At 43.7% G+C, this 21087-nt stretch carries 14 protein-coding genes; 3 read left to right on the top strand and 11 right to left on the bottom strand.

The annotated features are described in order from the left end of the window. Nucleotides 1-59: 59 nt before the first annotated feature. The 5 genes from NXR94_RS11945 to NXR94_RS11925 form a co-directional block, all read right to left on the bottom strand. A complete protein-coding gene (locus NXR94_RS11945) occupies nucleotides 60-2576 on the bottom strand; it encodes an FAD-dependent oxidoreductase (RefSeq protein WP_258104865.1) in 2517 nt (838 codons plus the stop codon). 17 nt (nucleotides 2577-2593) lie between these two features. Next, on the bottom strand, nucleotides 2594-3535 hold the full coding sequence (locus NXR94_RS11940) for a hypothetical protein (RefSeq protein ID WP_258104864.1): 942 nt from the start codon (nucleotides 3533-3535) through the stop codon (nucleotides 2594-2596). Nucleotides 3536-3728: 193 nt separating this feature from the next. Next, a complete protein-coding gene (locus NXR94_RS11935) occupies nucleotides 3729-4526 on the bottom strand; it encodes a hypothetical protein (RefSeq protein ID WP_258104863.1) in 798 nt (265 codons plus the stop codon). Between the two features lie 938 nt (nucleotides 4527-5464). Beyond that, complete coding sequence (locus NXR94_RS11930; protein ID WP_258104862.1) at nucleotides 5465-6688, bottom strand: OprO/OprP family phosphate-selective porin; 1224 nt, start codon at nucleotides 6686-6688, stop codon at nucleotides 5465-5467. Between the two features lies 1 nt (nucleotide 6689). Then, nucleotides 6690-8186, bottom strand: coding sequence for a DASS family sodium-coupled anion symporter (locus tag NXR94_RS11925; RefSeq protein WP_258104861.1), 1497 nt, complete (start codon nucleotides 8184-8186; stop codon nucleotides 6690-6692). Nucleotides 8187-8389: 203 nt separating this feature from the next. Between NXR94_RS11925 and NXR94_RS11920 the strand changes: the two genes are divergently transcribed. Beyond that, nucleotides 8390-9244, top strand: a complete 855-nt coding sequence (locus NXR94_RS11920; RefSeq protein WP_258104860.1) for an endonuclease/exonuclease/phosphatase family protein — start codon at nucleotides 8390-8392, stop codon at nucleotides 9242-9244. Nucleotides 9245-9370: 126 nt separating this feature from the next. Here the strand turns inward: NXR94_RS11920 and NXR94_RS11915 are convergent, their stop codons facing one another. The 4 genes from NXR94_RS11915 to fbaA form a co-directional block, all read right to left on the bottom strand. Next, nucleotides 9371-10261, bottom strand: coding sequence for a 3-hydroxyacyl-CoA dehydrogenase family protein (locus tag NXR94_RS11915; RefSeq protein ID WP_258104859.1), 891 nt, complete (start codon nucleotides 10259-10261; stop codon nucleotides 9371-9373). Then, a complete protein-coding gene (locus tag NXR94_RS11910; protein ID WP_258104858.1) occupies nucleotides 10258-11727 on the bottom strand; it encodes an alpha-amylase family glycosyl hydrolase in 1470 nt (489 codons plus the stop codon). The genes NXR94_RS11915 and NXR94_RS11910 overlap by 4 nt, the downstream gene beginning before the upstream one ends. Then, a complete protein-coding gene (locus NXR94_RS11905; RefSeq protein ID WP_258104857.1) occupies nucleotides 11724-13445 on the bottom strand; it encodes an alpha-amylase family glycosyl hydrolase in 1722 nt (573 codons plus the stop codon). Before NXR94_RS11905 ends, NXR94_RS11910 begins: the two co-directional genes overlap by 4 nt. A 94-nt stretch (nucleotides 13446-13539) precedes the next feature. After that, entirely contained in the window at nucleotides 13540-14604 is a 1065-nt protein-coding gene (fbaA, locus tag NXR94_RS11900) for a class II fructose-bisphosphate aldolase (protein ID WP_258104856.1), read from the bottom strand. Between the two features lie 198 nt (nucleotides 14605-14802). Between fbaA and NXR94_RS11895 the strand changes: the two genes are divergently transcribed. Then, nucleotides 14803-17532: a 4-alpha-glucanotransferase gene (locus NXR94_RS11895; protein WP_258104855.1), complete on the top strand. Its 2730-nt coding sequence runs from the start codon at nucleotides 14803-14805 to the stop codon at nucleotides 17530-17532. Here the strand turns inward: NXR94_RS11895 and NXR94_RS11890 are convergent. Further along, on the bottom strand, nucleotides 17529-18308 hold the full coding sequence (locus NXR94_RS11890) for a carboxypeptidase-like regulatory domain-containing protein (RefSeq protein WP_258104854.1): 780 nt from the start codon (nucleotides 18306-18308) through the stop codon (nucleotides 17529-17531). The genes NXR94_RS11895 and NXR94_RS11890 overlap by 4 nt on opposite strands. Before the next feature lie 176 nt (nucleotides 18309-18484). On the opposite strand from NXR94_RS11890, the gene NXR94_RS11885 reads away from it, so the two are divergent. Further along, a complete protein-coding gene (locus NXR94_RS11885; RefSeq protein WP_258104853.1) occupies nucleotides 18485-20011 on the top strand; it encodes a peptidase in 1527 nt (508 codons plus the stop codon). A 30-nt stretch (nucleotides 20012-20041) separates the two neighbouring features. Here the strand turns inward: NXR94_RS11885 and NXR94_RS11880 are convergent, their stop codons facing one another. Continuing rightward, nucleotides 20042-20854, bottom strand: a complete 813-nt coding sequence (locus tag NXR94_RS11880; protein ID WP_258104852.1) for a hypothetical protein — start codon at nucleotides 20852-20854, stop codon at nucleotides 20042-20044. Nucleotides 20855-21087: the final 233 nt, after the last annotated feature.

The following is a 21087-nucleotide window of genomic DNA, read 5'->3' as shown; positions in this document are numbered from 1 at the left end:
CTGGCATTCAGAAGGGAGAGGAGCCTGCATAAGGAAAATCCTTTTGATAGCTGGTGTCTCTAATAGTCGAACACGTGTTCTACTTCAATAGAATTCCTACCTGCATGGCGAATAAATGGTAATAATTCATTGACGGGAAGTATGCATACCAGCCGCATCAGATGGTCGCTGGTGACCACCTTCGATTCATAAAGTGGTTCTATATTTTTGAAATTTAACTGCTGAGATTTATCCATCAATATAGAAACTACGATCTCGTCATTACCTCCAATTTCATGGATTGTTATTTCCTTTTCACATAGGTCCAGAATTGTGTTGGTAAATGCACCCCAACGTGTTATACCTATCAGCTTTTTGCTTCCTTGTTCGTTAATTACCTTGATTTCATCTGAGATAGCCATGTTTTCTTCAGTAGATACCATCAAATAAATGTTGGTTACGGGCTCTTCGTAGCTAGCCTCAGCTGCCCATTCAATTAACTGAGCGTAACCGGCCTTGAATACATATTCAAATGTGAAAAACAAGGTTCGTTCCCATTTGCGCAACCAACTGGCATCCCGGGTACTTGAAGCTTTCCATACTTTTCCTATCCATGGCAGGAATTCGAATTCATACCAGGCTGTATGGTAAATAAAGTCACTATAAGCTCTCTGAGCATCAATAATGGTTTGTTCCTTTTCTGAAATAGAATTGCCAGCAAACCAGCTAAACAATTTGCCAATAGTGTTTTCATAGATCATTTTTGCCGCGTACTCCATGGTAATGCTTACACCTATCACCTGGAGCATCGTATGATATTCATTGTTTTTGGGGTAGGCCTCAGAAACCAGTATAAGAGAGCGGTCATAAAGCTTCCAGTATTCATCAATTGAGGCAAGAAAGGGAAAGTCAGAAGGGTTATTACCAGCTTCCAGGAAGTCTGCATATTCCTTTGGGTTAAAGACCAGGTACCATTCCGGAACGGTGAGCACCGTTTGTTCTTCATCACGGAAATACCCTTTTATGTCCTCTCTTTCTTTTTCAATTTGCCCCGTTAGGTAAGGATTGTATTTGTCAAGCAGTTTATTATTGAAGCGCTGCATGCTGTCCATCCTGTTTTTCACCTCAAAGTATTTAACAGAATTCGGGAAACCCTGCGCAAATTGTTTGATGGTTGCATGAGGTTGATAAGGTAGATACCACTTTCCGTTTTCACTTAAAATAGCATCCGTCATTTCTATAGTCCACCGTTTTACATTGGCTCGGGATTCAACATCAGTGCCTTGTTTGTAGTAGATCACGAAAGCAAAAACCTCCTCGTCGGCCCATGAAAGGTATGATTCCTTGTCCGGATATGCATGGCGCAGTGAGACATTGATCACATTTACATCATATTTATCGTAAACAGCCTTCATTTTTGGAATGAACGACTGAATGTTGTTTACCGGAATGAAATACTCCTGTAAAACATAGGTGTACTCTTCCCTCGATGCTGGTTCTAGCTCTGCTACATCATAGCTTGCTTCCTTATTTCTCCAGACAACTTTTTCCTTGTTGTAAAAGGCAGGATCAACAAACATTCTACGAGCCCATTTACCAAAGTCTCCCCATGAGGCTATTTCAACCAGTTTGGGTTCAATCCAATAGTTGATGCCCTCGGGCGTAACCCGGGTCGTATCGGTTAGCTCCTTATGGGTTGTCTTCCATGAAACATTGTTGATTACGTCGAAGTCAGGAGGGTAGAGGTCTCCATTTTGAAAGATTATACTGGTGTCCTTCCTGATATTGTTTTGGAAAAACTCATTGTAATCGGCTACATCAACCAGTTTGGTTTGTCGCTCTACTTTAACATTGTCTACTAACTGCAATGTAGCTTCTGCAATCACCCCAATGCCGCCGTAGCCACCAACTGTGGCCTTGAACACTTCTTCATTCTCTGTCCTGCTGGCGGTAATTACATCTCCTGAAGCCGTAACTATTTTCAAAGCTAAAACCGATGATATGATCGGCCCATGACCAATGTACCGGCCATGGCAGTTTACGGAGATAGAGCCGCCAACCGTAAAATTGGCATAGGTCTGCATAATTTTGACAGAAAGGTTTTCCTTGTCTATCACATTTTGTAGATCTCTCCAAATGATACCGGACTGAACGGTTACCTGCTTCTTTTCTTTGTCAAGGTGCAGTACCCCATTAAATGCTCGCATGTCAAGGTGCAGACTATTTTCATAGCCGGTCTGTCCACCCATACTAAATCTGCCACCTCCTATAGAAATCGGTCCCGAGGTAGATCGAATGGCTTCCACAATATCATTGATAGAATGTGGTCTAATCTCTTTTGCAACTTGTATCGGATTTAGCTGAGTTATATCGTTTAGTCGTTTGTCGGGAAGGGTTTTTTCGAAATCCGGATCACCGGAAAACCAAATAACCAGAACAACCAACAATACATACCCTGTAAATGCATAAAATGGAATGAAATAACGCTTTTTCCTATGGATAAGCCACGTACATTTTCCCATTAGTCGGAATAGAAATTTCAGCACCTTTCCGAATAGAGAAAAGATGAACCTGAAGACAGCTTTTGATTTTGTCATTCGTAAGCCGGGAGAGATTAAACTTTGGTGAACATCATTAACGCATTTTTGGTGGGATCACCTTCCTGAAACAGGGTCCGTTTATCGAACTTGAATCCAATATCTTCCACAAATTTGCAGATGAACTCAAGTGAATAGAAGTTGCGGACTTCTTTGCTGTTGTAATCCCATGATTCTTTGGTTCCCATGTTAAACACATCATGAGCCAAAGCCACCATCGTTTTTTGAGCTTCCGTATTACAGTCGTGGTCTCTTAAAATCAGTTTCCCCCCAACGCGTAGCGTATCGCGAATGGAAGAAATAAATGTTTTGCGCAGATCAATAGGACAATGATGAAATCCGATATATACTGTAACCAGATCAAGGCTTTCATTGTCTATTAGTTTGGAATATTCGGTGCGATAATCAGCCATTGGGATGTATTCTGCTCCAATAGCTATTTGCCCTCTGTCCACCATTTCTGTAATAGAATAGCCGGGTTCCTTTCCATCCGCATAGTAACGATTGCCGATGATGTTCACCTTTTCTTCCAAATAATCGAGATATCTGCCCAAAGAACCAATTTCCAGGTATCCGTTATAGGTGGTGTCTTCACCAAGCAACGCCACTGTTTGCTTAGCCATTTCATCTTTTTGCTTGAATAGCGATGGGAGTTTGTTGGTGAAAAGGGAAAAGCATGGAGTGATCTCATCCAGTTTATATTGGGCCTCCAGGTATATATCCTGGTCAGTGTTATTAGCTGCTGTTGCATCCGAAATCAACTGATGAATATCCTTTTCCGGGTAAAGGCTAAATACATTTTTCAGAAAATTGAAAAATTCATTTTTTAATTCGCTGTTTAAATAGATGGCTTTGAAGTTACCGTAGTTGTTGGTAATCGATTTGATCAGCTGGGATGGGAATACCGCAACGGAAGTAAACAACCATCCGAGAGATAGAATGAATTTTTTTCTGTTCATAATCTGATTAATGAAGAGTACCGAATATAATACACTTGCAGATCATAGTGGAGAGGTAGTGTTATTTTCAGTCTGGGAATAGCGGAAAAATCAGTTTGCTGGCGGGCATTTGAAACGCGGACTTTCACGCCTTGAGAGTCACGGCAGGGACTCTGATATATTTCATTTCAGTCAGGTGTTAAAAACCGTTTCATTAAATGGGTATCCCTGGCTGTAGAATGAGTCTGAACACCAGTACCAATAGAATTAGGCATATTAAGGTGAAATATGACACTTGTCCCGGGTTACTATTATCTGATACCGGAACATTAACAATTCTTCTTGCATTCTGCCATGGAAAAATGAAGACCATTCCGCTGGTGAATGGATAAATAATACTGACAATGGCCACTACAGGTAAGTATAAAAGTGTCATAATAGCTGAACCAAATAACCAGGGTAGAATCATGATGTATAAGGAGAAATTCTTTCTGGATGACGCTGAGTTTACCCATTCCTCCTTGAAGCTAAATTGTAGAAATGGTCGCGTTAGATGATATGCGACCAGCAAGAGGAGGGCAGCCCCAAGAATTGCGATAAAGATTTGCATCCACATCGGAGTATTAAAAAGGGCCAGCGCTTTGCCAATGTCACCGTTGTGAAAAACAGGCCCGGTCATTAGGTATCCCAAAAAGTTAAACATGCCTAAAATGGAAAACCACAAAATAAAAAGCCTGAACAGGCCCTGTTTGGGTGATTGAAAATATACCCAACCGGCAACTAATCCCTGAGTTAAACTCATTATGGGGCCTGCCAGCGCTACTGTGGCGAGTTGTAGTGCGGACATATGATGAGTTGTAAGTTGTTCTACATAGTTATGATGCAGGACAGGTTGAGTATTGTAAAAAATACCGGCAAGAGCATGTGCCAACTCGTGAAGAACTGAGGTAAGCATAAATGCTATCACATAGAGAATTGTGGAATTAATAGCAATATTCCTCTTTTGATTCATGCCATTCAAAATTCGTAATTCTTAATATCAAGCCTTCAGTTTCATACACGTGTTCAACGTTGTTAAGTTAGGCCTATATAAATTGTCATTTCGACGGAGGAGAAATCATTTTTATTCGTAAAATGTCCATGCTTCGACAAGCTCAAGGTGACATTCGCTTCGACGGGCCTACGCGGCCCCACCTACCTGCTCTAAAGGCATTCTCGCAGAGCATCTTTGGCGCTAGCAGAATCATGTAAGGTCAATCCTGGAGGGACTTAACTTCAGAATTTAGCTGGCGCAGTGGTCCGCTTGTGCCACTCTTTGAAGTATCAGCAATCCACAGCTGTTTTCACTTGCCTCGCGTAAGGAGTAGTATCATTCCTGACTGTCCTGCAATCATTCCTGACCATGAGAAAATGACAAATGACCACCCGACAATCGTTCATGATCTGTCAGCAACCCAGTTCTTCGAAGTGTTCTTCAGGACACTTTGAAGCTAAGATGAGTACGAGTGTCTCCGAACACGGAAAGGAATAAGGTTAATGTATGAACCGTATCAAACCATGTCCTGAGACTGCTAATCCTGGCCATCGCGAGTCTTCCCGCGAAGGGTTTGCGCGTTGGGGCGACCGGTAACTGATAATAAGAAATAGAGAAACCCGACTAAAGCAATCTTTTCTTTTGATTGGGAAAGATTGCTTCACTACGTTCGCAATGACGTTCTCACCACTGGTCGTAGCGTCCGCTAAGACCGAAAACAACAATAGCGTTTGGCTCTATCAAAAATATGGTAATCCTTGAGCCGTTGTTGAGCTGTCTCCAATAACATTACTATGGTAAAGAATTCATTTAGGTCATAAAACTGTCAAGGGCGAAAGTGATCATCAGTCATTTTAAGTGACGCTGAAAGCTGAACACTTAAAACAACAGGGAGGTAATTAATATATACTTCTATGCTATATCCTCAACTGATACTGCAACACCACCATATGTCTTCGGTCGCTTTCCTTCGCTCCGGTGCCGTCATCAGTGAATACAGGGCGGTTTTGATAGCCTAAGGAGATTTTGGATTTGTGTCCGTCAAGGATGTAATTCACCCCACCTTCAAACAAGACCATCGGGTCATCAAGGGCCTTAAACCGAGCGTATTCGATCATCAGGTTGGGCTGGATTGCATTTTTCGTTAGTTGCTTAAGAGCAGCCAACTGGAATAATATGATCTGTCCGGATCCAGCCTCAGGGAAGCTGTTTCCTTTTCCGTTTAGCGAAAGGGTATTGACCACCCCATTGGAAGGATTGTTGGCACCGATATATCGGATAAACTCTTTTCCCAAATGGTGATTAAGGAAGGATAAATAAGAAGTCCAGACTAGCTTACCGGAAGGGCGCTCATAGTACACATCGACTGCAAAAGATTTCATCGCATGAATTACCGTATCATTGAGTGTACTCAGCGATTGCGTGGCTTCATGTTGGTACGTCCAGCCCGCCCCGATGTTGAAGAGCTCTTTCTTTCCATGATACGTCCACGGGCTAAAGGCCGAAGATTGGGACTCATGATCCAGGAACTGGTATTTGAAGTACCCGCTGACATTCAGGGAGGTCGGCTGATCCGAGAACTGTGCATAATTGCTCAATGGCGGTGCCTTATAGCTAAAGGGTTTGGAAAACACCAGTCGGTAATTCAGGTCATTAATGTCACCATGTAAAGCCACACCCAGTCTTCTGAAGAAATCATCATGCAAATTCAGTGCAATGGTAGCGGCATAGTTGATATCAGCACCCACCGCAGCAAAGGTGGAAGGCGCCGCATACCGCGATAATCCTGTCCAGGCATGTTTCCCTACGGTGACGCTATGGTTGGGGAAGTAGTGATAGCTCACGTAGGCGTCCAGTAATTTCGGAGGTTGATCCTTGGCATAGCGGCTAAGGTTGTTGTGTCCGATCTGGATATTGTAGCTGAGGTAGTCGTAAGGGTTCCCCTTTACCCCCAGACGGTAACGTCTGATGCTGAAATCCAGCGCTTCGTCGCTTTCCTCTGTACCAATGGCCGAACCCGGATTTAAATCGGTGTATCGCATCCAGATCTGTAGTCCGGCATAAAAAGTTGGGCCTTCCTGGGCGAGGGTGATGAAGGAGGTTGTGGCCAGTGCAAAGAGTGTTAGGAGTAGCTTTTTCATATCAGATAATGCCAATGATTTGATCCAGGTAAAGAATTCCAAAAACGATGACCATACCGATCAGTCCCATAAGAACACCTACACGGGACATATGTTTGGTGCTGATGAGTCCGGTGCTGTAGGCCAGCGCATTGGGCGGAGTACTGATAGGGAGGGCCATGCCTAGTGATATACACAGGGTCGTTGACAGGATCAGGGTTTTGCTACCTCCGAGTCCTTCAAGGCCGCTGAGGGAACTGCCCACAATAGCGATCAGTGGGAGCATGAGGTTGGCTGTGGCCGTATTCGACATAAAGTTGGCGATCAGCAGCCCTACGAATGCCGCAATAATGAAGATGACGTACAGGTTCATCTCTCCAAAAGGGATTCCGTTGATGATCGCTTGTGCGAGACCTGTTTTTTCGAGGGCCAGACCCAGTGCCAGACCACCGGAAACCAGCCAGAGTACATCCCAGGAGATCAACTTGAGGTCTTCCTTTCCAAGTATGTTTAAGCTCAGAAAGACTACCACGGGAATAAAAGCCACCACATAGGAGTTCATCCCATGAATAAAGTCTGTCAACCACAGTAATACCGTGAGACTGAAAGTAGCATACACAATGAAGGACTTTCTACCCAGCTTGTTGGAAGTGGAGATCTGTACTTTGATCTCCTTGCTGTCCGTAGGAAAAAAGACGTTCAGCAAGGTCCAGCCCAATGCTACCAGAATGATCACAGCGGGCACACCCATAAGCATCCATTTGCTAAAGGTGATATCAAAGTCCATCAGGTATTTCATCGCCAGGGCGTTGGGCGGCGTGCCGATAGGGGTACCGAGACCACCGACGTTTGCGGCTACAGGGATGCAGAGAATGAAAGCCGTACGCCCTTTGTCCTGCTCAGGTAAAGCAGCCAGTACAGGCATGAGTATTGACAGCATCATGGCAGTAGTAGCCGTATTACTCATGAACATGGAAAATACGGCCGTCACGATCATCAAACCGAGCATCACCATTTTAGGGTTTGTGCCAAAGGGCTTGATGAAAGTCTTGGCCATTACCTGGTCCAGACCATATTTCGTGGCGGAAATGGCCAGGAAGAACCCCCCAAGGAAAAGAAAGATGATGGGGCTGGCGAAGGTTCCCAAAATAGCTTTGTAGCTAAGGATCACACCTACTTTTTCACCTGCTTCAGTAGCTTCTGGAAGGTTAAGTCCACTATCAGAAATCAGGATGAGCTCCAGTAGTATGACCAATACTGAGGTCGCAAAGATGGGGATTGGTTCCAGAATCCAGAAGATGGCGGCTAAAGCAAAAATGAATACGGTCCGGTGTTGGGTAACCGTCAGGCTATCTGTTAAAGTCCACTCCGCGGGGAGGAAGATGATGAGTAATGGCAGCACAAGGCAACCAATGATCTTGATGGCGGTGGCATGCGCTTTTAATTTTCTTCGGAGGTATTGATATCGCTCATTCTGGAGCAATATTTTCTTGGCGGTTGCAGTGATATCCTTAAGCATGATAGTGTTTTTGGTCTGGAGCAAAAATAAATATAGGTAATAGGGTCGGTGGGACGAGGGGTCACCCCATACCCTGATTTAGATCATGTCATAATTGATCGCTTTTAGTCATGAGCCTTTATCATCACCTGAATAAAACCATTACTGTTGAAATATTAAAATATTGTATAACTGAATGGTTGAGAAGATTAGTTTTGCAGGCTATGAAATATTTAATAGGACTCTTGGCATTGCTATGCTGTTGTCAGTTTGAAAGGGAACCGGATTTGGAAATGGAGGAAGAGATAGGTCTAAAGACTGATCCGGGGAAAGATATTTCCGCTTGCTATCCTGCTTACTATAACAACGAACTCAACATCGCGACATGGAACATTCAGGATTTTCCTCAGGATGTCAATACCAAAGACCTCGTGAAAACATTGATTGCTGATTTGGATGCCGACCTCATTGCCGTTCAGGAGATTTCGGATACGGTGGCGTTTGTGGATTTGGGCAATGGGCTGGAAATGTATTCCGCCCATTATTCGAATGTGAGGTATAACCTGGAGGTTGGGTTCATCTATAAGGAGTCTGCATTCACCTCACTTAGCGAATCAACCTTATTGTTTGAAGGTGATGCCAATGCTTTTCCCAGGCAGGTGGTAAGACTGGATGCCACTCATGTCAGTGGTCTTGAATTTACTCTTCTTATTGTGCATTTAAAATGTTGTGGTGATGGGTTGGAAAGAAGGAAATTGGCTAGTGAGGCATTGAAGCAATACATCGATGAAGAGCTATCCGATCAGGCGGTCATTGTGACCGGGGATTTTAATGATGACCTTGAATCCGGAACCCCCTTTGAGAATTTCATTAATGACTCAACGAACTATCAATTTGCGGACCGACATCTGACGGAGATGAGTTACCCTTCCTGGCCCAGTCATTTGGACCACATCCTGATCACCGATGAACTCTTTCATAAGCTGAGAATGACAGAGGTGATCTTGCCTGAAAACTGCATCAATGATTATAGCATACTTGTTTCTGATCACAGGCCGGTGCTGGCTTCCTTTAGGTAGCTCATGGTGACGTTCTAATCCCCCGGCTTTCAGCCACCCCTTTTAAATGGGGAATTTTTGAATGGAAAGATTAGAAGATCTCCTTTTTGAAAGGGGGCAGGGGGATTAGGTTATCCTAATTCCACCTTACCTACTAAACCTCGGACTGACCACCAGGTCTTTAGTGCCAGGAGTATACTGATAGAAACCTTCACCGGATTTGACCCCTTTGTATCCCGCCGTGACCATATTTACCAGTAAGGGGCAAGGGGCATATTTTGGATTACCAAAGCCATCGAGAAGGACATTAAGGATAGACAAACAAACATCCAGTCCAATGAAATCAGCTAATTGCAGTGGCCCCATCGGATGTGCCATGCCCAATTTCATGACCGTATCAATTTCTTCCACTCCGGATACCCCTTCATACAGGGCATAAATGGCCTCGTTGATCATCGGCATCAGGATTCGGTTGGCCACAAAGCCAGGATAGTCGTTGACTTCCACAGGTACCTTTTCCAGCTTCTTGCTCACCTCCATGATGGTCTGCGTAGTTTTATTGCTGGTCGCATAACCCCGGATTACTTCCACGAGCTTCATCACCGGAACCGGGTTCATAAAATGCATCCCGATCACCTGATCAGGGCGATTTGTTACCGCAGCTATTTTGGTGATGGAGATAGAGGAGGTGTTGCTGGCCAGTATCGCATTAGCAGGTGCAGCCTGATCAATGGCTTCAAAAATCTTCTTCTTGATCTCAAATTGCTCACTGGCTGCTTCGACGACCAGATCCGCATTTTTCACTGATTCGGCGAGGTTCGTGCTCGTCTGAATCGCTTGTGTGGTCTTATCTGCGACCTCCTGGGTGATCAGTTCTTTCTTTAATTGCCGTTGCAGGTTCTTTTCAATCGTTTTGAGGGCATTGATCAGTGCCTCTTCTGCAATGTCTACCAGGCTTACCTGATAGCCATATTGTGCAAAGACGTGGGCGATGCCATTGCCCATTGTTCCGGATCCGACCACGGTAATGTTTTTCATGGGGTGTTGGGTTTGAATATTATTGAGCTGTACGATTGAATGGTAAAAAACTCATTTATCTCCATGTTTTCCAAACCACACGTGTAAAAGATTGGTGTCATCCCATAAGGTAGCTCAAGGGGCTTGGCCTCATCAGATAGGTTATGAATAATCTGTAATTCCTCGTCAACCATGGGAATCTGAAAGGCAAACAACTCAGGGTCTTTCAAATCTATGGGCACGACTTCGCTGCCTGCCCATTCAGGATATTGGTTGCGAAACTTCAATAAGGTTTTGTAATGATCCTTTAGCAGAGCTGCGACCTCAGGTTTTGGCTGTTTATTGTACTTCGGTTGCATCCAGTCCGTTTGGTATTGGTTGCACCATGGATAAGGTTCCCGAAGATATTCATCCGGTTTTTTGCCCTTCAGGCCAATTTCTTCGCCATAGTAAACCACAGGAATGCCGGGTAGCGTGAGGAGGATAGAAGCGGCAAGCTTGGCCTTGTGAATATTATTTTTTAAAAAAGATACTACACGTTCCTGGTCATGGTTGGAAAGGAAAGTACTTTGTATAAAACCCGGGTTTGGAGCGATACCTTCATTGTAGATCTCGGCAGGGGAGCCACGGTCTTCGGCCTTCCAGGCATCCTTACTTACGTGGGCGGAGGCGATAAGGCCTCTTTTGACCGATTCAAGTATCGAATAGCTCAGGTCAAAGCTGAAAAGGGAGGAGAAGCACTCCTTGAATTTAGATTGGGTCTCCAGGTCTTTCCATACTTCGCCTAACAGAAATACCTTTGGGTTGACCTGCTGCATTTCCTTTTTGAATTCCGTCCAGAATGCTACGGTGTCATCAACCTGATCATCCGGGTAAAGATGCATAGCCGCATCCAGCCTAAACCCATCCACTCCCTTCTCCAGCCAGAATCTACCAATTTCGAAAACCTGATTCCTGACCGCAGGATTGTCGTAGTTGAGATTAGGCATGCCCTCCCAGAAGTAGGCATAAAAAAGATCGGAATGTCCATCAATTTCATGCCAGATGACTGTATTGTCACTGTCGCCACTCTTTCCTTTTCTTCGTTGTTTTTTGCTTTTAAAAGCATTTTTCGGTTTCCAGATAAAGTAATTGCGGAACTCAGGATCACCTTTCAAAGCGCTTTGAAACCAAAGATGTTCCCGGGAGCAGTGATTGACGACGAGGTCCATGATTACTTTAAGATCCTTTTCATGAGCTTCTTTAATGAGGTCTTCAAAATCTGCGATTGAACCATATTCCGGGTCAACATCGAAATAGTTGGTGACATCATATTTATGGTAGGAAGGAGAGGGGTGGAACGGGGTGAGCCACAGGGCGTCACAGCCAAGGCCAACAATATAGTCCAGTTGATCCCTCAGTCCGGGGAGGTCCCCAATTCCATCTTCATTTCCATCCGCAAAGGACCTTACAAAAACCTCATAGATCGAAGAGAGTGGCCACTTCATGCCTCTCTAAGCTCGTAGATATTGTAGTTGCAAGCCCGAAGGTTGAAGGAAAGCTGGGAGTCAGTACCCTTATGATCGAACGTGGATGATTTATCGATCACAAAATGCTCCTCACCAATAACCTCGATTTTATCTGTGTTGAGTCCATACTGTCCCCAGGCAACTTCAGGAATTTTGATGTTAGCCGTTTGCAGGTAGTCACTGAAGTTGATCAGGATCAAAAGCTTTTGCTCCTCACAATGTCGGATAAAGACATAAACCCGATCGCTGTAGCCTTCATAATCCTCATTGCGATTGTAGTAGTGCAAGTCGTAAAAAGCCCCTTCCTTGATAGCAGGTAAGTCATTACAGGCTGTAAGGATGTCAATGTATTTTTGTCTGAGCCACTTTTGATCCGTAGATAGCATGCCGCCGTCGAAAGCCCCATTGTTAACCCATTTCACAAATTCGGGTACGCTGTAATAGTCAAAGATGGTGGTACGCCCATCATCCCCCGAGAAACCACTGGCTCCATAAGCTGCTTCTCCAACCTCCTGTCCAAAATACATCAAGACAGGACCTGTATGCATAAATGAGGTTGCGGCCATCATAGGGATGCCTTTACGCATATCTCCTGCAAAGAACCTGGAAGCAATGCGCTGTTCATCATGGTTTTCAAGAAAGCGGAGCATGTGCGTTGAAATATCCTCTTGAGACTGCCAAACGCTCGTAATGCTATCCGTATTGGCATGTCCCTGCACGATATACTTTAAGGTATCATAGAGCTCGACCTTATCATAGAGGTAGTCAAACCCACCATCATGAATGTAATGACGGTATTCCTCCGGTTTATAAGTTTCTCCAAGGAATATGATGTCCGGGTGTGCTGATTTGATTTCTGCTGTGATCCATTTCCAGAATGCTACCGGCACCATTTCAGCCATGTCACAACGAAATCCATCTACTCCTTTTTTGGCCCAAAACAACAAGATGTCGCGCATCTTCAGCCAGGTATCCGGGATTGGGTCAAAGTAAGATTTGTGACCATGGACATAATCCACCCCATAATTCAATTTGATGGTCTCAAACCAATCATTGATTGAGGGCTTTGCGGAGAACACATCGTTCCCTGTGGCTTTAGCTGGAAACTCTTTGTAAAAGCCGTCCTTATTCGGAAAGTTGATTTTTGTTAACTCCGCATATTCTTCAGGTACCACAAACCCATGCTTAGGCAAGTAGTAAAAGTTATTGTTGGGGGCGAAAGCTTTGGTTTCGTCATCATTCTCCCCAAAATCAGGTACACCTTCCGGTTTGTTGTCCGACTGGTAGCCACGTGCCAGGTGGTTCGGGACAAAATCTATGATGACTTTCATCCCATGTTTATGGGTGCGGGTAACCAATTTCCTAAATTCCTCCATCCGGTCCGGAACAAACGAAGCCAGGTCGGGATTCACATCATAGTAGTCTTTGATCGCATAAGGCGAGCCTGCACGTCCTTTTACCACATCAGCATCATCCAAAGCCACTCCATATTCAGTGTAATCTGTCAGTAGGGCATGTTCGATCACTCCGGTGTACCAGATATGGGTGATCCCCATTTTTTTGATTTCCTTAAGGGCCTTCTCCGTGATGTCATTGAATTTCCCGACGCCATTTTCCTCAACTGTGCCCCATTCCTTATTGGTGGTGTTGGTATTGCCAAAGAGGCGAGTGAAGATTTGGTAGATGATCGGGCGCATAGGAAAGATTAAGCAAGAAAATTATAAACCCTAAGGGTAAAAGAAAAGCCCTGATGTGGGTCAGGGCTTTAAAAAAATAAAGTTTGCTACGATTTTAAGCGTTTGTTCCGATGTTGTTCAAATCTTCGAACGCCACTTTCAGACGAGTAACGAAGCTTTTCTCAGCTTCTCTTAGCCATACTCGAGGATCGTAGAATTTCTTATTAGGAGAATCTTCACCTTCAGGGTTTCCGATCTGTCCTTGTAGATATCCTTCTTTTGATTGGTAGAAGTTTAGGATTCCACTCCAGAATGCCCATTGAGTATCAGTATCGATGTTCATTTTGATTGCACCATACTCGATAGCTTCTCTGATCTCTTCTCTGCTTGATCCCGATCCACCGTGGAATACAAAGTTTACAGGGTTTTTACCTGTTCCGAATTTCTCCTGGATGTAATCCTGAGAGTTTTTAAGGATGATCGGCGTCAACTTCACATTACCTGGCTTATAAACTCCGTGAACATTACCGAATGCAGCGGCAACAGTAAAGTTTGGACTGATCTTTTTAAGCTCTTCATAAGCATAAGATACTTCTTCAGGCTGTGTGTAAAGCTTTGAGCTGTCGATGTCTGTGTTATCTACACCATCTTCTTCACCTCCTGTTACCCCAAGCTCGATTTCAAGAGTCATACCCATTTTAGCCATACGCTCAAGGTACTTCTTGCAGATATCAATGTTTTCTTCAAGAGGCTCCTCAGACAAGTCGATCATATGCGAGCTGAAAAGAGAAGAGCCGGTTTCTGCAAAATGCTTTTCGTTGGCATCTAGCATGCCATCTATCCACGGCAATAGTTTTTTAGCCGCGTGATCTGTGTGTAGGATTACAGGAACACCATATTTTTCCGCCATTTGGTGTACGTGTTGTGCGCCACTAACAGCACCGGCTACAGCTGCAGCCTGGCCATCATTGCTAAGTCCTTTACCCGCTATGAAAGCAGCACCTCCATTAGAGAATTGGATGATGACTGGGGAATTTACCTCTTTAGCAGTTTCTAGTACTGCGTTGATGGTGTTGGTACCAATACAGTTCACCGCAGGTAGGGCGAAGTTGTTCTCATTGGCGTAGTTGAGAAGATCTGTTGCGTCCTGACCTGTTAGGACTCCTGGTTTAAATTTCATGCCTAGTTATTTTAATTCACTTGATTTCCTGCAAATATATCATTTGGAAGCAATAGTCGCCCGCCCAATTTAATATTGTGAATGAGTGATAGAGGAATTTTAAATGATTCTAAACAAGATGGTCGGTTTTGAGGTGATATTAGGAAATTTGCAGCCTCAATTTTATTCCTTGTTAAGTGCTGGTATTATTCTGATCTAATGAAGAGATTTAATCCTATGAAGGTATGGTTTGATTTGCAGGTAAAGACCCAACCGGGAGAGCGGGTCTTTGTAATTATTAAAAAAGCAGCGCAACACCAGGAGCTGGTGATTGAGTTGTTTTGGCAGGACGGCCGCTGGAAGGGAAGTGGTGATTTAAGGAATGGTGCCGGCCTGATTTATTACTATGAGGTCAGGTCTGAGTCTGAATCATGGAGTGAGTTTGGCGAAGCCCGAACGGTTAAAATGTCGGACACTGAAAGCCTGTATTTAAGGGATCATTTCCGATACTCCGATTCGCCCGAAAACCTGTTACATTCATCTCCATTTTACAAGGCTTTTTTTAACAGAAAATCCAGCAAGAAAAAGACCTCCAAAAAGTCTGGAAAGGCTTCGAAAAACCTCACAGTTTCTATCACACTGAGAGCCCCTCGTGTAGGTCCAAATTACCTGGTGGGAATAATGGGAAATACCCCGGAGTTGGGAGAGTGGTCAGAAGGAAAGGTAAGACATTTGAATGATCCCAATTACCCCATTTGGGATTACACTCTTGATCTTCCAAAACAGCCTTCCAGAATTGAATATAAGTACGTCATTGTGAATGCGGAAACCGGCCGCATAGCTACTTGGGAAACCGGGGGTAATCGAGTGGTGGAACTATCAGATGAAATGCTTGACTCAGAACAAGTGGCGATCAACGATGAGTATTTTTCTTATCCCTCGGATCCATGGAAGGGAGCAGGATTTGCCATCCCCGTTTTTTCTATTCGCTCTGAAAGTGGAGCAGGAGTAGGAGAGTTTGCTGACATCCCTAAGCTGGTAGATTGGGCAGTGAAGACCAACATGAAAATTATACAGGTATTGCCGGTAAATGATACAGTGGCCACCCATACCTGGAAAGACTCTTATCCTTACGCGAGCATTTCTGTTCATGCACTTCATCCGATCTATGCGAGTATGAAAAAGATCGGTGACTTGAAGGATAAAAAACTTCAAAAGAGTATCAATGAGGAAGCAGAGCGATTGAATCAGCGTGCACAGCTTGATTATGAGGGGGTGATGAAATTGAAGTCCAAATTCTTTAAGTATCACTTTGATGAAGTGAAGATAAAGTTCCTGAATTCTAAAGAGTTAAATGGTTTTATAACCCAAAATATAAGTTGGATAATCGCTTATGCAGTTTTTTCTTTTTTACGTGATAAATTCAAAACGGCCGACTTTTCACAGTGGGGTGAATATGCGCAGATGACTGACGAGCAATTGATCGAATTTGCCCAGCCCGGACAGGATCATTATGAGGACATTGCCATCCATTATTACATCCAATATCACCTGGATCAACAGCTAAAGGAAGCAACTGAATATGCCAGACAACATGGGGTGGTGTTGAAGGGCGACATCCCGATCGGGATCTTCAGACATAGTGTGGATGCATGGCGATGGCCGCATCTTTTCAATATGGATACACAGACGGGGGCACCTCCGGATGACTTCTCCGTTGTCGGTCAGAACTGGGGATTCCCTACTTACAACTGGGAGGCGATGGAGGCGGGAGGCTACCGTTGGTGGATCAGCAGGATGAAGAAAATGGCGGATTATTTCGACGTGTTTCGCATCGATCATATCCTTGGGTTTTTCAGAATCTGGGAGATGCCAAAGCACGCCATTCAGGGGATCATGGGGCACTTCAGTCCTGCCCTTCCATACAGTATTTCAGAGATCGAATCCCGAGGCATATCTTGGAATTATGATCGTTTTTGTAAGCCCTATATTTCAGAAGATCTACTGGACTATCTGTTCGCTGAGCACACCGATTGGATCAAGAAAAATTTCCTTATAGAAAGGGAAAACAATCAATTCGATTTAAAGCCTGAATTTTCAACACAAGTAGGTATCTGTAATAGACTTGATAAGTTGGTTGAAACGGAACCGGGAAAAGCTCCTTTTTTCAACAGCCTAAGACTACCACTTTACAGCCTGCCGGGAGAGGTGTTATTTTTCGAATCGGACAAGCAAAAGGGGAGCTTCAATCCCCGGATCTCTCTACATCAAACTTCCTCATTTGCACATCTCGACCCAATGACGAGGCATCAATTGTTTGAGCTACATAACGACTATTTCTATCATCGGCATAATCATTTTTGGAGGGAGAGTGCGTTGCGAAAATTGCCCATGTTAAAACGTGCCACTAACATGCTCATTTGTGGAGAAGACCTTGGAATGGTTCCGGCTTGTGTACCGGGCGTGATGGATGAACTGCAAATCCTGAGTCTGGCGATCCAGCGTATGCCAAATGACGCCAGAGAATTTTGGCAGCCTGCAGATATTCCATGGATGTACGTCACAAGTACAGGAAGTCATGATGTATCGAATTTGAGAGAATGGTGGTTAGAGGATTCTGAGCTATCCCAAAGGTTCTTCAATAACATCCTTCATTTTCACGGTATAGCACCGAAGCGATGTGAAGCATGGGTGGCTTATGAAACGGTGAGACAGCACCTGGCGTCTCCGGCTATGCTGGCAGTATTCCCGATACAGGATATCCTGGCCATGAGCGATGACTTGAAAAGGGGGAATGCGATGGAGGAACGTATCAATGTCCCGGCGATTGTTCCGCATTACTGGAGGTATCGATTACATATCAATATTGAGGAGCTGCTGGAAGCTGATAAATTCAATGGGAACCTGTCAGGTCTGGTGGAGTCAAACGGGCGCTTTACAGATTACTAATGCATTTGAAAGGCCCTGACAACGGGGACTGTCTGGTTGAAGAACCTTAGCATCCAATGCCAGACTTCCTCAGGCGTGCTGGCTTTGGCAATTCCCGGGTATTGATTGTTGAGCCTTACAATGATCATATCATACTCGGTACTATCCAGGGCATAAAGTTTCATGAGGCGTTGCTTAATAGAATCTTCTGCTACAAACTGAGAATAGGTGATCACCTTCGCGTCCTCCTCAACTATCTCAGCGGCCTTACGCTTTTCTCTTTCACCTTTACTAAAATAAGTAATAGGGCCATTGAGTGTGACACCACCACCCGGAATGCCACCGGGTCCCGGACTGGTTCCATAGGTAATTTGACCGGGTTGAATGGCAGGTTTATCTTCATCGACACTGATTCCTCTTAAATACATTGGCGGACCCTGCATGTTCAAGGGCACTTTGTAATAGGGATCGGCGTATATGGTAACAGAAGGGAGGATAACGGGGTCTTCTGGAAGCACTACCTGCATATAATTTGCAAGATGAATAGGGGTAATGATTACTTCATGGTTTTTGTAGCCTACAAAGGAAAATTGGATTGTATCTCCCTTGTTGGCCAGTAAATTGAACTTACCATTGATGTCAGCCACCTTTCCCAGACCACTGGATTTGTTAAAAACGTGAGTGAAACCAATTTCATCTCCTTGTTCGTTTAATACGCGTCCTGCAATCGAATACTGGGCCCTGGCTGTATAACCAATGGCGACAAGTGTAGCTATAGTCAGTAAATACCTGATCATATAGCAAAGTAACGCATCTCTTTTTCAATATCGTTCAGAACGTTTGGGGTTTTAACAATAATTGGGAGGGCAATACCGCACTAATGGCGTTAATCTGGCTATTCTACCACCCGTCAAATTAAAGGGTATGCCTATTTTACAAATGCGTAAAAAGAGAAACAACATTAATTAAAGAAATGAAGCAGTTTGTTTGGTTGCTATGTTTGGTTGGGTCGCTATCTCTTGTAGCTCAGCCGGTGATGAAATATTCGGTAGATGTACGTTCCAATTTAGATACGATATATGTCAGTTTGGAGCCGGAGGAAGGGTTGACGGGCGAAAATGATGTATTTCAGTTTGCTGCTACGGCACCTGGTACCTATCAAACTATGAATATTGGGAGATATGTGAGTGACTTTAAAGCATTTGATAAGAAGGGCAAAGAGCTTGAGGTTAAACGACAGTCAATCAACCAATTCAAAATTTCCAAACCTGAACTTATTTCAAAAGTGACTTATTCTGTTGCGGAGACCTTTGACACCCGTGTGGATGAATTACCAATCTACCTGATGTGTGGATCTTCTCTAGAAAAAGATCATGCCTTACTCAATACGCATGTTTTTCTGGGGTACTTTAATGGTCTTCAATCCAGCCCGATTGCTTTGACCATTGCAGGTAGACAGGGCTGGGATGTGGGTACGGCGCTGAAATTTGAAAATGGTGTATTCTATGCCAATAGTTTTGATCATGCAGTTGACAGTCCCATACTTATGGGTAAACTGACTTATGCGGATACGTCACTTTCCGATACACCGATTCGAATTTTCACCTACTCGGCCAATGATAAGATTACCTCTACCATGTTATTGAAGAATATGATGGATATGTTGGGAGCGGCACAAAAGTTCCTGATAAAACTTCCGGTGGATCAATACACTTTTCTCTATCACTTTGAGCCTAATCCGCCCGGAACCACAGGAGCTTGGGAGCATAGCTATAGCTCGGAATATGTGATGGCTGAAAAGGATCCGAACGGTGCCTTCATGAGCGCGGTAACCGACATTGCTTCTCACGAATTTTTTCATATTGTGACGCCGCTTAACATTCATAGTGAGGTGGTTGAGAAGTTCAATTTTGTCTCTCCAACGCCGTCTTTGCACCTGTGGCTTTATGAAGGTGTGACAGAATGGGCCTCTAACATGTTACTGATGAGGGGTGGGGTGATTTCGGTTCAGGACTACCTGGATAATTCCATCAATTTTAAGATCAAGGTTGATGAAAAGCATTTCGATAAGACCTGGAGCCTTAAGAAAATCGCGGAGGAATCTTTCACTACGGGTGCGAAGCAATACGCTAACATCTATTATCGAGGATCATTGGTAGCTGGATTGTTAGATATAAGACTGCTCGAATTATCAGAGGGAAAATACGGTCTGCGCGAACTTATACTTGATTTAGTGGATAAATATGGAAAAGGAAACCCTGTTTCGGAGGAGACCTTTATCGATGAGGTGGTAAAAATGACCTATCCTGAAATTCGGGATTTCTTTGATAGTTATGTACTGGACAACCAGCCTCTACCTCATAAGACATACCTGGCGAAGGTAGGGGTGAGCTTCAGGGAGCCTCGAAAAAAAGGCCTTATTATCACCCCAATGGAGGATATGACCAAAGATCAGGCGAAAATGTACAAAGCGTGGACGACCAATATGACAAGAAGGTAATCTACTTGTCGTTGGAGTTGCCTTAGGTGTTTAATACATTTCTGCTTCTTCTGTTTCTGATTTGGATATTTTGTTAGCCGGAATTTCAACAATGTCTTTTTCATACATGGTGTATTTACTTTCTTCATCCCAGCTAGCTATTTCTACATCCTTATGCTCCCTATGTCCGCAATAAGAGCACTCATAGTGTTTACGGAGAACTCCTTTCTGATGCAGTTGTGGCTGTTCAATAATTTCCTGTTTTTTTTCTGTGAGCGTTCTGAAATTACAACTTTCACATATCTGAGGGTGAAACCGGGTGTTGTATCTTTCGATCACCTTGAAATCAGATTCTTCATCTACCCATACATCATAATCCACTGAGAAGTTGTCTTCCTCTTCAATCATCTCTTGCGATAAATGGGCGTCTTCCTGAGTTTCATTCAATAACATCATGGGTTTGCCTGTAACAGGAGAGTTCATCGGATGGAATCGAATGTCTTTCAGTCTTTTTTCCAGGATAAATGGGTGGTAGAAGGAAAGAAAGGACCAAAGACCATACCCCAGTGTTGACCCAACTATCAGCCCGAAGAGGCCTACAAAAAAGTATTGATAAGTTTCAGAAATATTAATTGACAATCCCATTAATACGAAGGAGTAAAATGAGATACTTCCTGCCAAAAGAACGGCAGTTACTTTGAGGGCTCCGCTTTCCTTTTCAGAAACGAATTTGTACTTGTCAGTTCTGGATCTGAAACTGATTACCTGTACCGCATAGCCTAAAAATGTGAATATGGATAAGGATATCATCAAATCCCCAAACATCAATACAGTCTTTAGGGCACTTTGATCAAAAACTTCCATGATCGAAATTTGTTAACGTTAAATTTTTCATACTGAATATCAATAAGTTATATAAACCTCTATTTAAAAAACATGACATATATCAGCTCTGAATAATAGTGATAACATGTTCTGAACTGTCTTTTTTCAGTCTCTAAATGTGCAATTATATAGCCATCAATGTTCCTTTCTCGAAACAGATTTTTGAGGGTAAAAGTGCCTTTAAAAGAGATCTTGTTCATTGCTTGATTACA

Source organism: Marinoscillum sp. MHG1-6 (assembly GCF_024714475.1).
Taxonomy (GTDB): Bacteria; Bacteroidota; Bacteroidia; order Cytophagales; family Cyclobacteriaceae; genus JAMZMI01.
The sequence above is the reverse complement of the archived record's forward strand: the minus strand, read 5'-3'. Positions and strand labels throughout refer to the sequence as shown.